The sequence below is a fragment of the Microcoleus sp. AT9b-C3 genome, assembly GCF_036705485.1.
Taxonomy (GTDB): domain Bacteria; phylum Cyanobacteriota; class Cyanobacteriia; order Cyanobacteriales; family Microcoleaceae; genus Microcoleus.
In genome coordinates, this window is sequence record NZ_JAUBUR010000011.1 from 13,252 (window position 1) to 27,552 (window position 14,301).

The 14,301-nt window shown below is 45.4% G+C and carries 11 protein-coding genes; 2 read left to right on the top strand and 9 right to left on the bottom strand.

Annotation, left to right across the window (positions count from 1 at the left end):
• Positions 1–18: 18 nt before the first annotated feature.
• The 5 genes from QUB77_RS12455 to QUB77_RS12475 form a co-directional block, all read right to left on the bottom strand.
• Entirely contained in the window at positions 19–384 is a 366-nt protein-coding gene (locus QUB77_RS12455) for a four helix bundle protein (protein WP_333172725.1), read from the bottom strand.
• 118 nt (positions 385–502) lie between these two features.
• Entirely contained in the window at positions 503–1,021 is a 519-nt protein-coding gene (ilvN, locus tag QUB77_RS12460; protein WP_333172723.1) for an acetolactate synthase small subunit, read from the bottom strand.
• A 452-nt stretch (positions 1,022–1,473) separates the two neighbouring features.
• Complete coding sequence (locus QUB77_RS12465) at positions 1,474–2,286, bottom strand: carbon-nitrogen hydrolase family protein (protein ID WP_333172720.1); 813 nt, start codon at positions 2,284–2,286, stop codon at positions 1,474–1,476.
• 244 nt (positions 2,287–2,530) lie between these two features.
• Positions 2,531–2,659: a photosystem I reaction center subunit IX gene (gene psaJ, locus QUB77_RS12470; RefSeq protein WP_333037175.1), complete on the bottom strand. Its 129-nt coding sequence runs from the start codon at positions 2,657–2,659 to the stop codon at positions 2,531–2,533.
• Positions 2,660–2,777: 118 nt separating this feature from the next.
• Positions 2,778–3,266, bottom strand: coding sequence for a Photosystem I reaction center subunit III (locus QUB77_RS12475; RefSeq protein ID WP_333172718.1), 489 nt, complete (start codon positions 3,264–3,266; stop codon positions 2,778–2,780).
• Between the two features lie 330 nt (positions 3,267–3,596).
• Here QUB77_RS12475 and tsaD point away from each other — a divergent pair, with 330 nt between their 5' ends.
• Entirely contained in the window at positions 3,597–4,670 is a 1,074-nt protein-coding gene (gene tsaD / locus QUB77_RS12480) for a tRNA (adenosine(37)-N6)-threonylcarbamoyltransferase complex transferase subunit TsaD (protein WP_333172715.1), read from the top strand.
• A gap of 53 nt (positions 4,671–4,723) precedes the next feature.
• Complete coding sequence (locus tag QUB77_RS12485; protein WP_333172713.1) at positions 4,724–5,212, top strand: N-acetyltransferase family protein; 489 nt, start codon at positions 4,724–4,726, stop codon at positions 5,210–5,212.
• A gap of 292 nt (positions 5,213–5,504) precedes the next feature.
• On the opposite strand, the gene QUB77_RS12490 is transcribed toward QUB77_RS12485, so the two are convergent.
• The 4 genes from QUB77_RS12490 to QUB77_RS12505 form a co-directional block, all read right to left on the bottom strand.
• Positions 5,505–6,245 carry an HAD family hydrolase gene (locus QUB77_RS12490; RefSeq protein ID WP_333172711.1) on the bottom strand — a complete coding sequence of 247 codons (741 nt, stop codon included), beginning with the start codon at positions 6,243–6,245 and terminating at the stop codon, positions 5,505–5,507.
• A 242-nt stretch (positions 6,246–6,487) separates the two neighbouring features.
• Positions 6,488–10,645 carry a chemotaxis protein CheB gene (locus QUB77_RS12495; RefSeq protein ID WP_333172709.1) on the bottom strand — a complete coding sequence of 1,386 codons (4,158 nt, stop codon included), beginning with the start codon at positions 10,643–10,645 and terminating at the stop codon, positions 6,488–6,490.
• A gap of 483 nt (positions 10,646–11,128) precedes the next feature.
• Positions 11,129–12,520 (bottom strand): adenylate/guanylate cyclase domain-containing protein, encoded by a 1,392-nt coding sequence (locus tag QUB77_RS12500; RefSeq protein ID WP_333172706.1) that lies wholly within the window; start codon positions 12,518–12,520, stop codon positions 11,129–11,131.
• 462 nt (positions 12,521–12,982) lie between these two features.
• Positions 12,983–14,074, bottom strand: coding sequence for a 30S ribosomal protein S1 (locus tag QUB77_RS12505; protein ID WP_333073817.1), 1,092 nt, complete (start codon positions 14,072–14,074; stop codon positions 12,983–12,985).
• Between the last annotated feature and the right edge of the window lie 227 nt (positions 14,075–14,301).

The window sequence follows — 14,301 nt, forward strand, 5'->3', positions numbered from 1 at the left end:
ACTGTTGACTGTTGACTGTTAACTTTTGGGTTTTTGTTTTAGTGAGTTAAGATCAGCATTAAGTTTTGGTGAAAGTTCATTTAATAAGGGATGCAGTCGATCGCTCTGTTCTTGAGTTAAAAGATTTCGAGCGTAGGCTAGTCTTAACCAGTGTCTTGTTTCGTTTAAGGAGCCTCTGGCAATTTTAACAAAACGCTGATTATCTTGGCAGCTATAGCGTCCATGTCCTTCTGCAATATTAGCACCAACACTATCAGCCGATCGCACTATTTGTTTGCCCATCGTATCCTTCGTAAACTCGTCCCATTTTTTAACAATAAACCATATTTCGTTTGATATTTTTTCAGCTAATTGATAAACTTGTAGCTGGTGAAAGCTTTCCATATTAGCTTGTTTAAATAATTGATAGCCAACAATTAATTAATAACCCATACAAGTAAACCGTCAACAGTCAACAGTCAACAGTCAACAGTCAACCATCAACTGTCAACCGTCAACTTCCTTAAAGCTTCGCTTCCAAAGACTTGAGAAACTCAGTATTTACACCCGACTCCCGCGTCAGGGCAATTTTCCCAGTACGAGCAATTTCCTTAATCCCAAATCTATTGAGAACCTGGACGATCGCCACCATTTTACCGGGATCTCCGACAACTTCCAATGTCAGCGTATCATCACCAATATCGACCACTCGCGCTCTAAAAATTTGAGCTAACTCAATGATCTCCGATCGCGTCCCGCTAGCAGCATTAACTTTCAGCAACATCAACTCCCGTTCCACACAGGGAATTTCCGTTATATCCTGAACTTTAAGCACGTTAATCAACTTGTACAGTTGTTTTGTCAACTGCTCGATAATTTGGTCGTCTCCCGGTACAACCATCGTAATCCGAGAAATTCCTCCTTGTTCCGCCGGGCCAACGGCCAGACTTTCAATATTAAAACCCCGACGGGCAAACAAACCAGCAATTCGAGTGAGGACACCCGCTTCATCTTCAACTAAAACCGAAAGAGTGTGTTTCATTTATCCCAAAAAGACGCATTTCGTGCAATTCTACTGTTGCCAATTCGCCTTTTAGCAGAACTGCACGGTCATTGAACCTGTATTAAACAATATATAGCAGTTGACAGTTGGCAGTTACATATAGCAGTTCGATCGCTTTGTGAGGTAAGCCCGCTGTGCCCTATATCCCAGAACACCTGATGTTACTGAGAAAGGCTCTAGTATCCGCCTCAAACCGTTGATGAAGCAAGGGATCGGGGGAGCTATTCATCACGTTGTTTATGTCAAGACCGATGTAGCGGTTGCTATATTATGTTGTACGAGCAGGTATGGGGTCGATTCTTCAATTCAAAAATTGCTTTCGCATTGTTCGCGATCGCCCTGCAACCTCTAAAATCTAAAATCTAAAATCTAAAATCTAAAATCGATTGACAGGGACTGAAATTTTGAGACCAATCGGTCTCAAAATTCCTTCAAATAAAAACCCGGTGTTGCAGAGATGGCATCTGGCGGCGGACTTGTTCTAGTCGATCGGGATTAATTTCTGCAATCGCCACACCCGGTTCCTCTCCAGCATCCGCCAAAACCGCGCCCCAAGGATCTATAATCATCGCGTGGCCGTGAGTTTGACGGCGACCGTAGTGGCGGCCAGTTTGTGCAGGGGCAATCATATAACAAGTATTTTCGATCGCCCTAGCTTGCAACAAAACCTTCCAGTGATCCTTGCCTGTGTAAGCAGTAAACGCCGCGGGCACGAACAAAATATCAGCCCCCTTGTACGACAAATGCCTGTACACTTCCGGGAACCGCACGTCATAGCACACCGAAAGTCCCAGCGTCCCCAACTCCGGCGACACATAAAGCGATGGCAAATCTTCACCAGCTTTCACAGTGTTCGATTCCCTGTAAGTAATGCCGTCGGGAACATCCACATCGAACAAATGTACTTTTCTGTACCTTGCCACTTCAGTGCCGTTTGGGTCTACCAGCAAACAAGTATTGTATACCTTCCCCCCAGCAGTCGGCACGGGAAATCCGCCGCCCAGAATCGTTACCTGGAACCGTTGTGCCATTGTTTTGAGGAATTTTTCGCTTTGGAGCCCGATCGCCTCTGCTTGAGCAATCTTTTCTTCCTCTTCTCCCATAAACGAGAAATTTTCTGGTAAGGAAACTAACTCCGCACCCCGACGCACTGCCAGGTCGATTAATTCCTCTGCCTGAACCAAATTTTTTTGCAGGTCAGGCAAGCTAGTCATTTGAATTGCTGCGGCGAGATAAGACTTCATCGATTCACAATATTAGTCAATAGTCAATAGTTATTAGTCATTAGTCATTAGTCATTGGTAACTAATTTGATAACTAAATAGTTGATATCCTTGGATTTTACCCATTTATGCGCTGTCTGGCACGAACTGGTATGGCTTGAGAGTTTTGATATTTGAGCTTTAAATTAACCTGTAACTCATCATTCAAAAATCAAAACTCTCAACTTTTGCTTTCTAGGTTTTGCAACCTAATTTCCCTCAAATCTTAAGGCATTGGATGGAAAAGCAGGTCGGGGAAAAAGCGATTAAATTCAATTAAAGCCGCAGCTTGAATAGATATCCAAAGGATAGCCAATACTGGTGCTGTCGAAAGAAACTTGACAAAGTATTGCATGAATTCTGCTCCTGAAAATTCGAGACAGTTGGTAATTGCCGATCGATAAGCGCCCTAATTGCTAATTTGCAGTTAATAGATTAACTGTTAGCTATTAGCTCTTCTCCATTTCCCAATTTTAGCGGGGGGAAACAGTAATTTCGTCGTCCTTCGCAAACATTTCACCGCTGGTGATTGATGTCAGAGCTGCCAGAGGCCATAAAACGCCGCTCAGCATACATTTGATTGCCAAAGGAACGTCGATAATAATCTCTTTTTCCTCTGGGGTTGCTGATTTTTTGGTAACTTGCAGATAAGAACGGCCCACCCAACCAATCCAACCTGCCATATACAAGAACAGTATGCTAGGAATCAAAAAGTCCCCTGCTTTGCTCAAGTTGCCGTCTACGATTAAGTGCGGGTATCCTTCCGGGCCGCACATAGCTTGAGAGTAGCGATCGAATCTTGCTTTCGCAGATGCCGGGTCGCCATTTGTAGAACGTGCATTTTTAGCCAGTTCCTTGAATTCGGGAGAGTCTTTGCACGGCACTAAATTGTAAGCCGAAGCAACTGGAGCAAAACTGAACCAGACACTCAACACTAAAATTGCAGCAAACAATCGTCGCATGGAATTGTTTCCTTTTGTTACAAAACAATAAGTTTTTGTACAAGCATTTCAACTTGCCGATCTGGAATCCAGATTACCGTGTTTGTTGACAGTGTAAAGTATCCATCATTGATGTGGCAAAGCGCAATAGAATGAGGGATTCCCGTTTTCATAGGTCAATGCTGAGCTAGCAATACCGCGAGGATATTCCTTCCTTGCATCAGATGATGGCCTTACCTGTCGATCGGGCAAATATCCCTTAACAATAACCTGAGTACAGGTAGAGCGGGGGACTGGCGCCGAATTAGCTAAGCTAGCAATAACTAACCTATCAAATAAAATTACCAGTTAATGGCAACCATTTTCGCGATCGAAACAAGTTGTGACGAAACAGCAGCAGCGATTGTTAAGAATCGTCAAGTTTGCAGCAATGTTGTAGCATCACAAATTAAAATCCACGAGCAGTTTGGCGGAGTAGTGCCGGAAGTCGCTTCGCGGAGTCACCTAGAAATGCTCAATCAGGTAATTGCCCAGTGTCTCGGTGAAGCAAACCTGAGTTGGTCAGAAATTGACGGCATTGCAGCGACTTGTGCCCCCGGTTTAGTAGGTGCATTGTTAGTCGGGCTGACAGCGGCGAAAAGCTTGGCAATAGTCCATCAAAAACCTTTTTTAGGCGTCCACCACCTCGAAGGGCACATCTACGCTTCTTACCTTACCGAACCAGACTTGCAGCCACCGTTTTTGTGTTTGTTAGTTTCCGGGGGACACACTAGCTTTATTTATGTCAAAGATTGCGGCGTTTACGAAACAGTAGGACACACGCGCGACGACGCCGCCGGCGAAGCTTTTGATAAAGTTGCGAGACTGTTGCAGCTAGGATATCCGGGCGGGCCGCTGATTGACAAATTGGCCACCCTTGGCAATCCCCAAGCATACCCCCTACCAGAAGGCAGAATTTCTTTGCCTGGTGGCGGCTACCATCCTTACGACAGCAGTTTTAGCGGCTTGAAAACCGCAGTTTTGCAATTAGTACAGAAACTCAAGAAACAAAATAACAATGTGGGTGCGGAAAGCACCTTGCCTGCCTCTACAATTAATGATATTGCGGCCAGCTTTCAGGAAACAGTAGCCAAGGGTTTAACAAAAAGAGCGATCGACTGTGCCGTAAATTTCGGGCTTACCACTATTGTAGTCGGTGGGGGAGTTGCAGCTAACAGCGGACTGCGAAAAAATTTACAAGCAGCAGCAGCAAAACACAACTTGCGAGTATTGTTTCCGCCATTAAAATATTGTACGGACAACGCAGCAATGATTGGCTGTGCGGCGGCAGAACACTTGCAGCGAGGACACACATCGCCCCTGACTTTGGGACCAAATTCAAGAATGGCCCTCAGCGATATTATGGAACTGTACAAGAGTCCTTAGTTATTAGTCATTAGTCAACAGTCAACAGTCAACAGTTAACCGTCAACCCAACGATGAAAATTCGCGACGCAGAAGAAAGCGATTTGCCAGCAATTGTCCAAATATATAACGCAGCAATACCGGGCAGAATGGCCACAGCAGATTTAAAACCAGTCTCAGTCGAAAGCCGCCTCCCGTGGTACAGAGAACACTCGCCCAATTCCTGGCCGATTTTGGTAATGGAATCAGAACAAAATATTGTTGGCTGGCTGAGTTTTCAGCTTTTCTACGGACGCGCTGCCTATCAGCATACAGCAGAAGTTAGCATCTACGTTGCACCCGATCGCCAACGCTGCGGAATCGGACAAAATTTATTGCAATCGGCAATTGTGCGGAGTCCAGAATTGAAGCTTAAAACTCTAATAGGAATAATTTTTGCTCACAATCAGCCGAGTGTAAGATTGTTTGAGAAATTTGGCTTTCAGCGCTGGGGATATCTGCCACAAGTTGCCGAACTTGACGGCTTTGAAAGAGATGTAGTAATTCTAGGTTTGCGTTGTTAGCTGTAGGGAAACGGCAATGCTTTTTATCGTGTTAACTTAAGATTAAAAACCTTTGTATCTCTCGCTTATAGCCGAGGCCAGATCCCCCTAAATCCCCCTTAAGAAGGGGGACTTTGGATGCTCTTTCTTGTCCCCCTTCTTAACGGGACGAAAGAGAATACTCTTCTCCGTTAAAAAGGGAGACTTAAAACACTCTTGTCCCCCCCTTTTTAAGCGGGGCTAGGGGGGATCGGGACTCAGCTACAAGCGAGATTTTCCCAAGCAAAACCTGCCCAGGCGATGTGATGTTTGCTCAATCTGCTAAAATTGTAATTTCATCCAAAGATGCGATCGCCACATCCGCATTTTCCAAATGACTAACCTGGGCCTTCCCCCAACAAATCCCGATACAGCCAGCCGCGCCCGCATTTTTACCCATCTGAATATCGCCCGCTGAATCTCCCACCATCAAAGTTGCTGCGGGATTTACTCCGAGTTTCTCACAAGCTTCCAAAAACAATTTCGGGTCTGGTTTGTGAACCGTTGAATCCACTCCCATCTCTAACTGAATGTAGTCACCTAATGCGTGGTGTTTCACAAATTTATGCACTACGTCCGTCGTAGCCGCCGAAAGAATTCCCAGTTTTAAACCCGCTTCCGAAAGATATTTAAGCACTTCCAAACTGCCGACAAATAAAGGAGAAACAGCACTATTTTTAAACATTTCGTCAGCTTCGTCAAAAGCGCGGCGCGCAATAGTTAAAGATTCCAGCCATCCCCTGCCGGTTTCCGCGATGTATCCCGCTGCAACAATCTCATTTTCCCTGCGACTGCCCACTGCTAGCAAGCCCGTGGGGTCGATGCTGCCGCTTTCGATGCCGAAAGCCATTTGTAAAGGCTCTCCAACGCCCGGAATTTGAGCGTCTGCGAGGCGCGATCGCTTAATCCCCAACAGTCTCAAAAACTCCTGAGAATCCTCTAGAGTGCCGTCTTTGTCAAAGATTACGGCTTCGATATTTGAGAAGGTAATGCCCCGACATTTAATATTTACCAAGAATCTGAACTCCGTAATTTTTATATTTTTTTACATTTTCCCATATTGCGCTATTTTTGGCAATTCTTAATTGCCCGCGATCGTTGTGTTCCTACAAAATCATGAGACAAAATTAGACATCTCTAATAATTATTGTGGAACAGGCCGGGAAGCCTGTTCAAAACAGGCTTTTCTGGACATAACTCTTGTTGTGTATCTACAAAATTAGGACACAACATTATTGTGTCCCTACTATCAAAAAATTAAGATCTTCCCGCTAAATTGGCAACTATTAATGCTATTTGATCGGGCTGGACAGGTTTGGAAATATGTATTTGAAAACCAGCTTCGATCGCCCTTTCGCGCTCTCGATCGCTCGCATACGCAGTCAACGCAACGGCTGGGATTTCTCCTCCGGCTTCTGCAGCAAGAGCTCGCACTTCTCGAATTAAGAAATACCCATCATCCTCTGGCATTCCGATATCCGAGATTAGCACGTCATATCTGCCGGGGTTTTCCTTCATAGCAGCGATCGCACTTCTGGCAGATTCCACCGTCCAAACTTCCGCCCCGTAGCTTTTGAGCACAAATTCTAAGAGTTCCCTGGTATCGATCCGATCGTCTACAGCTAAAACGTGCAAGCCTTCGAGAGAGGGGACGACATGATTTGAGGGGTTTAAAGGCCCTACCAAAACAGTTGACTTTAAATTGATTGCCGAAGTCAACTCTTGAGGCAACAACCGCAACGGCAATCTCACAGTCAGTGTAGTTCCTTGTCCCTCACCGGGACTTTCGGCTTGCACCGTTCCTCCGTGCAATTCTACCAGATGGCGCACGATCGACAAACCCAATCCTAGCCCTTGATTCCGCTTAGTGCTGCTGGAATCGGCTTGATGGAAACGATCGAAAATATACGGCAAAAAGTCTGCCCGAATGCCTTTTCCCGTGTCGCTGATTTGAAGATGAGCCTGATTCTCGATCGCCGACAGCGTGACTTCCACTCGTCCCCCCGCAGGAGTAAACTTAATGGCATTAGACAGAAGATTCCACACAACTTGCTGCAAGCGAGCAGCATCACCTAAAACAGTCGCACCGCTCAACTGCGAAACAATTTGAATGTTTTTTGCTGCGGCTGATAATTGAACCACATCGAGTGCAGCTTGCACCACCACAACCAGATCGATCCAATTGATATTAAGAGCCAGCTTCCCATTGGTAATCCTGGCAAAATCTAGAATATCTTCGATTAACTGAGATTGTGTCTTCGCGCTGCGCTCGATCACCTCTAGAGCGCGATCCGCTGCTGCTTCCTTAAGCTGGCCGGAGCGCAGGATGTTTGCCCACCCCAGGATCGGAGTCAGGGGATTGCGGAGTTCGTGGGAGAGATTCGCGAGAAATTCATCTTTAGCACGGTTAGCGGTTTCTGCCTGTTGGCGGGCCAACTGTTCCTGCTCCAATAACTGCGATCGCTGTTTCTCAAACTGCTTGCGCTCAGTGATATCCTCGATCGACAACAGAATCATTAAAGCTCGGTCTTCTCGTTCAAGTTTACAAGCATTGAGCAGCATAGTTTTCTGCCCTATCTGCTCAAAAATGTGCTCCCACTCAAAGTTTTGAAGCTCAACATCACTAACCAGAATATCTTCCAATATCGATCGCAATTGGGGGATATTCCACTGCCCGTTGCCTAGCTCAAACAGCGAACATTTTGTTATTTCTGACGGTGAAACCTGAAAGGTTTTATAGAACGCTCGATTTGCTTTATTCACTCGTAAATCAGCATCTAGCGCGACTAAAGGCGTTTGCACAGTTTCCACGATCGTTTCAGCGTAATTTCGGGCCTCCTCTAAAGTTCTGGCACTGCGTTTAAGAGCATCAATATCGATCAAAACTATTACCACACCGTCAATCCTGTTTTCCGCTGTGCGGTAAGGACGAATGCGGAGGTTGTACCAATATCCCGATAAAGTTTGAACTTCTTGTTCTTTCGTCTGGAGAGTATTAATCACCTCCAAAATCATCGCTGACAAATCAGGAACATCAAGAGCCGAGCGAATATCGTTAAAAGGTCGTCCAATATCTGTCGGAATCAGATTAAAAACTTCTTGAGCCGTTGGCGTAAATCGTCGAATCTGTAAATCGTTTGCCAGCATTAAGACGGGGATCTTAATACTAGCAAGCAAATTTGTCAGATCGTTATTGAGCTGCTGCTGTTCAAAATTTCGATTGCGAAGTTCATCGTTAGTAGTGGTGAGTTCCTCGTTAGTGGCTTGAATCTCTTCTTTTGCAGTTTCTAGCTCCTCGTTGGTGCTTTGCAACTCCTCGTTGCTGGATAGGATTTCTTCGTTCGCAATTGTGAGGTCTTGGTTGAGAATTTCCTGCTCCTGGAGCAGCGCTTGCAGGTGCGCTTGATTCGCCATTTTTTCTTCGTTAGCGCTGGCAAGTGCCTGCCTCAGCAGTTTAATTTCAGGGTCTAAATCACCTCGATCGAAGCTTTCAGAAGAGAGGGGGCAGAAGTTGAGCGCCGCGGGTAAAGCCTCTTCAAATAGCACCAAAAAATATCGTGCTGCGGCGGGGTGTGACGGGAACGGTATCACCTCAATATTGACGATATTATATCGTCCGCCCGCTGCCACCGATACCCTTTCTTTCCTAACAGTAACGTTTTGCATTTGTGCCTGAGAAATCGCAGTCCGCAGATCAACGATCAAGCCTTCTCTTGCCATAGTCAGCAAGTTTAAGTCCGGCGTTCCGGCTGCCACTCTCAAGTAAGGATCGATGTCTCCCCGCACTTGCATGATTTTCATCTGCTCGTTGACAACCACACTTGGTGGGGAATAGCGATTCACAATCAGTTGGTCAGTTGCTCGCTGCAAGTCAAAGCTATTTATCAATTTTTCTTCATTCGCTCCCTGCTGTTGAGCAGCTTTAGCGACGGGATACGAACTCGGCGTCAACGAAAAAGAGGGACGACTTGCAGTCAAATTTTTCGCATAAACTTTACACTTTTTATCCACTGAAGTAAACAAGTATGAAAATTTTCCGGTACTCTCAGAAGTGCCTAACAGGAGAAAGCCCGTTGGGTTAAGACTGTAATGAAAAATCGGCATCACTTTTTTTTGCAATGGCTCTGCCAAGTAGATCAGTACATTGCGACAGCTAACTAAATCGACATTGGAAAAAGGCGGGTCGCTGCCTAAGTCTTGTCGGGCAAATACACACAGTTCGCGGACTGCCTTACAGATTGTATAACTACCTCCTTCTTCGGCGCGAACAAAGAAGCGAATACGCCGTTCTGGTGAAACGTCTACCATCTGGTTTTCTAAGTAGAAACCAGACCTCGCTTTGGCGATCGCGTTCTCGCTAATGTCGGTGGCAAAAATCTGGATCGGCGGCTGGATGATTCGATCGCTCAAAAACTCTAACAAGCAAATGGCGATCGAATAAACTTCTTCACCTGTGGAACATCCTGCCACCCAAATCCGAATCGGATCGTTTGCCGATTTATTTTGGGTAATTGTGGGGAAAACCAGCTCTTTTAACTTTTTAAAGACTTCGGGATCGCGGAAGAAACTGGTAACGTGGATCAGGATTTCTTCATACAAAGCTTTGACTTCAGCCGAATGTTGTCGGAGGTTTTGGGCGTAATCTTCCAAGCTTTCCAGCTTGTACAACACCATCCGCCGCTGGATGCGTCTAGCGATCGTAGTGGGTTTATAGTGTCTAAAATCAACGCCTGCGGTCGATTTGAGCAGCGCAAAAATAGTTGCCAGGGCATCTGCCTGTTGGGGCGATTCCTCAACTTTTTTCAGGGAAATCGTGGAAGAGAGAAGGGGACTGCGACTATAGTTTGCCAGTTCCTCGGCAATTTTTTCCGGTGGCAGAATGAAATCGACATTTCCTGTCGCAACAGCGGTATTCGGCATACTATCGAATTTTGCCGTGTCTTGACATTGAGCAAAAGTCATGCCTCCGGCTGCTTTGATTGCCCTGAGCCCCTGTGAACCGTCTCCGTCTGACCCAGATAATACTACGCCGATCGCTTTGTGTCCGCGATCGGCTGCCAATGACGTAAAAAACGCATCTCCCGGCATAAATTTGCCATAAACCTTCTCGCGGGGAGATAGCTGCAGCACGCCTTTAGATAGCACCATCTTGGTGTTGGGCGCAATGACGTAGACTTGATTCGGCTCTACAGCCATGCCGTCTTCTGCCTCACTAACAGGCATTTCCGTGACTCTCGCGAGAATCTCGGCAAGCATACTCTTGTGATGGGGCGCTAAATGCTGAATCAGCACAAACGCCATACCCGTATCTGCTGGTAAATTGCTCAGTAACCCCCTGAATGCTTCCAACCCTCCTGCTGAGGCGGCAATCCCAACTATGGGAAAGGGGGCATCGTTTTTTGCTGATGGTTTCATGTCGATGGTAACTGGCGCGATCTATTATCGTGTATTTTGTGGAAATAAGTTTATAAGATCCATTTAAACCGTAGTTATTCGCAGCCAACCAATATCGTCAGCCTCGAAGAATGTCATGCGGACTATTGTAATTTCACCTTGAGTTACTCGCATGGTGCAACCGTCTTAAGGATGAGGCGCTGTGTGATAGCGATTATAGGATTGATGTACAAATACGGAATAAATCGGTTTTTTTATACTTTTGTCGGCGATTTTTTTTTGTAGAAAAACCCGGTTTCTACGTAATACCAATTTTTTATGAGGCTGCATACAATCCGAGCCCCCCGCGGGAGGGGGACACGATTCAGATCTTTCGTCCCCCAACAACCAGGGGGAGTAGGGGGTATGCGAAGGGGATCGAGATATGTGCCACTTCACCTTAAATTGGTATAATTGCTAAATTAGTCGATCGCCCTCTAAAAATTTTCTACTGATTTCAATTACCTATGGGGCACACAGCGCGATTACAGATTCGGTATTGATTCTAGCAGTATAAGCGACTTGCGCTCCTTGTATCCCTTTTAAATCTTCAACTCGTTTGTGAATTTCGGACACTCCAGCAGCTTTTAATGCACTTAAAAATGCTTGGTCGTTGTAAACATCTTCGGAAAACGAAACTTCGTCACTTTTAGAAAGATTTTGAATCCTGGCGGCTTTGTTGACTGTGGAGCCAAAATAGTCGATCGAATTATTGAGATTTACCAGCAAAGCCGTACCTCGGTGAATACCAATTCTGACTTGAATCCACTCTGTTTGTTGGCGAGTTGAATTGTATTCTCTGAAACGGGTCACAGCATCGGTGGCTGTCATAATTGCTTGTTCATTGCTGATAAAGGAAGCCATGACGGCATCGCCGATGGTTTTAATGACTTTACCGCCAAATTTCTCGATCGAGTCAAAGAAAATTTCAAAATGGTCGCGCACAATATTGTAAGCTTTAGTATCTCCCAGTGTTTCGTACATTCTGGTAGAACCGGTAATATCAGTAAACATAATAGTAATCGCCCGAATCTTGACTCGCTCTCTTTCCGATATTACTTGATCGCCGAACAAACGCTTATAATCCGGGTGATGAAGCAGTTGCATTCCTGACAGCCGCAGGGGCAGTTTTTCTACTGTCAATTCATCGGGCAATTCATCAGAATGCAAAATCAGCCCCGACAAATTGTGTTCGGTATTAGTTAATTCTATCTTGACTTTTCCAGGACGCACAGCGAGCTCTTTTTTGTCAAAATCTGGCCCGGCTAACTGCTGGAGTTTAATTTCTTGTATTTCTTCTGTTTCTTTGCCTTCAACCTTTAAAATCCCTTTAGCTAAAGTCAGGGGACAGCAGTAGCGATATCTACCTTCTTCTAAGGTTACAGTTTCGGATTCGGTGCAGTATAAAGGCGTTACCAGTTGCAGTTTGCTCTGGAGTACGGGAGGGGGAGCGCAGACGGGCCGCAGTTGCGGGTTTTCGATTTCTTTGTTCAGGGAAAAAGTAACTTCGACGCGATCGAGCAAATCAATTTTAAACTCGCGATCGCACATCGGGCAAAAAGACATTTCTGATGTGTCTGCCAAGTCCTTAAATTCTTCTGTAATCATGTTGCAGTGAGGACAGTGAATATCCCAGTGCAAGTCGAAGGCGCCGGCTTTTACTCCGTGCAGAAATTCCGAAGTAATTCTTTTAATATTCTTGACTGTATCCCCTGCGACGTAGTAAGGGTTAATTCTCAATCTCTGCAAAATGTGGGAACCGATTAACCATTTTTCGATTTGGTCGATCGTTCCTTTGCTAGAATTGGGACGTTTTTTGAGCAGTTCTAATTTTTCTTTTAATAGTTCGATGTTCATGATCCACTTGCCTTTTAGCTTTAGGGCAAGAAATTTATAAGAATTTTGTTCTATACTTTGCTCATCTGCTTGGTTCTGGCGTGAGAATTATGATGAGTTTGCAACTGTGCGGATATCTCTGACCTTTATAAATCTTAACAAATTAGCACCATGAAGGCGATGCCTATTTAGGCAGATTGATTCCGCTGTCACTTGTTTTAGTTCCAAGTGCGATCGCTGCATCGGTCTACAGAAATATCTTAAATCTCGGTAATTAATAATGGGGAATTGGGAATTGGGAATTGGGAATTGTCAACCACCCAGCAGCGACTAATATCGTTTCCGTACCTCGGAATAATAAAATAGAGTCAACAGTCAACAGTCAACAGTCATGAGGAGTGCAACCGGAATTGATAATAATTAATGATTAACTCAAAAAAAAAAGAGGGAATTTTCCCTCTTTTAATCACACTAACTGCGATGTTATTCTTCCGTCGCAGGAGGGATTTCTTCCTCTACATCTAATACTGCTTCGGGTGCTGCTTCGGGTGCTGCTTCGGGTGCTACTTCCGGCAGATCCTCTTCCATTGCTGAGGGCACATCTTCGAGTTCGTCGGAGAGGTCATCATCAGCATCGATGGAGTCTACAGGAATGTCTATGCCTGCTTTAGCTTGTTTTTGAGCGAGCATTTTCTCGCGGAACTTAGCTGCCATTTCCTCAGCTTTTTCGTACACCAATTCGCGATTTTTGACCATCGCGCCCGGTTCCGGTTCCAACTGCTTGGTGGAGAGAGAAATCCGGCCCCTCTCGGCATCCAAGTCAATGATCATCACTTTCACTTCGTCGTTGACATTGAAGACGCTATGAGGCGTATCGATGTGATCGTGTGAAATTTCCGAGATGTGCAGCAAGCCGCTGACGCCGCCGATGTCGATAAAGGCACCGTAAGGCTTGATACCGCGTACTGTACCGATGACGACTTCCCCGACTTCGAGGCGGTTCATCTTGCGCTCAACTAAGGCGCGACGATGGCTCAACACTAGGCGGTTGCGGTCTTCGTCTACCTCTAAGAATTTTAATGGTAATTCTTCGGCGACTAATTCTTCCTTCGGTTTGCGGGTACTTATATGAGAACCGGGAATAAAGCCTCGCAAGCCTTCTATTCTCACGAGTGCGCCGCCGCGGTTGGTGGCAAATACTTGCGATCGTACTGTGGCATCTTCTGCTTGCAGTTGTCGCACTCTTTCCCACGCCCGCATATACTCGATGCGCCGGATGGACAGGGTTAATTGTCCGTCTTCATTTTCATCGGTTAGAATGAAAAATTCTCTGGTTTCGTTTGATTGCAATACCTCTTCAGGGCTTTCCACTCGATTGATGGACATTTCCTGAATGGGAATGTAGGCTGCTGTTTTAGCACCGATATCAATCAGAGCGCCCCTGGGTTCTATACTAAAAACTGTACCCGCTACTACATCGCCCGGGCTAAAGTGATAGTCATATTTATCAAGTAGGGCTGCAAAATCTTCGTGAGTAAAGCCGATGTCTTTGACTGTGGTTTTGAGATTGACCATGCGAATAGTTTCCTAGGATTTCTCTCCTTCATGTTTTTCGTTTGTGCCGGCAGATATTAGAGATTTTGGTGAAAAAGCGATTAACTTTTTTCAAAATCTTTTACTAAAGTCAGTTTTCGCTAACTTTTGCCAGGTGCAACTGCACACCAGCGCTTGCCATTACTGTTACTCCATACTCTGTGTTAAAACGTTGAATCTTAACATTCCGAGTCAAGTAGACTATTTTG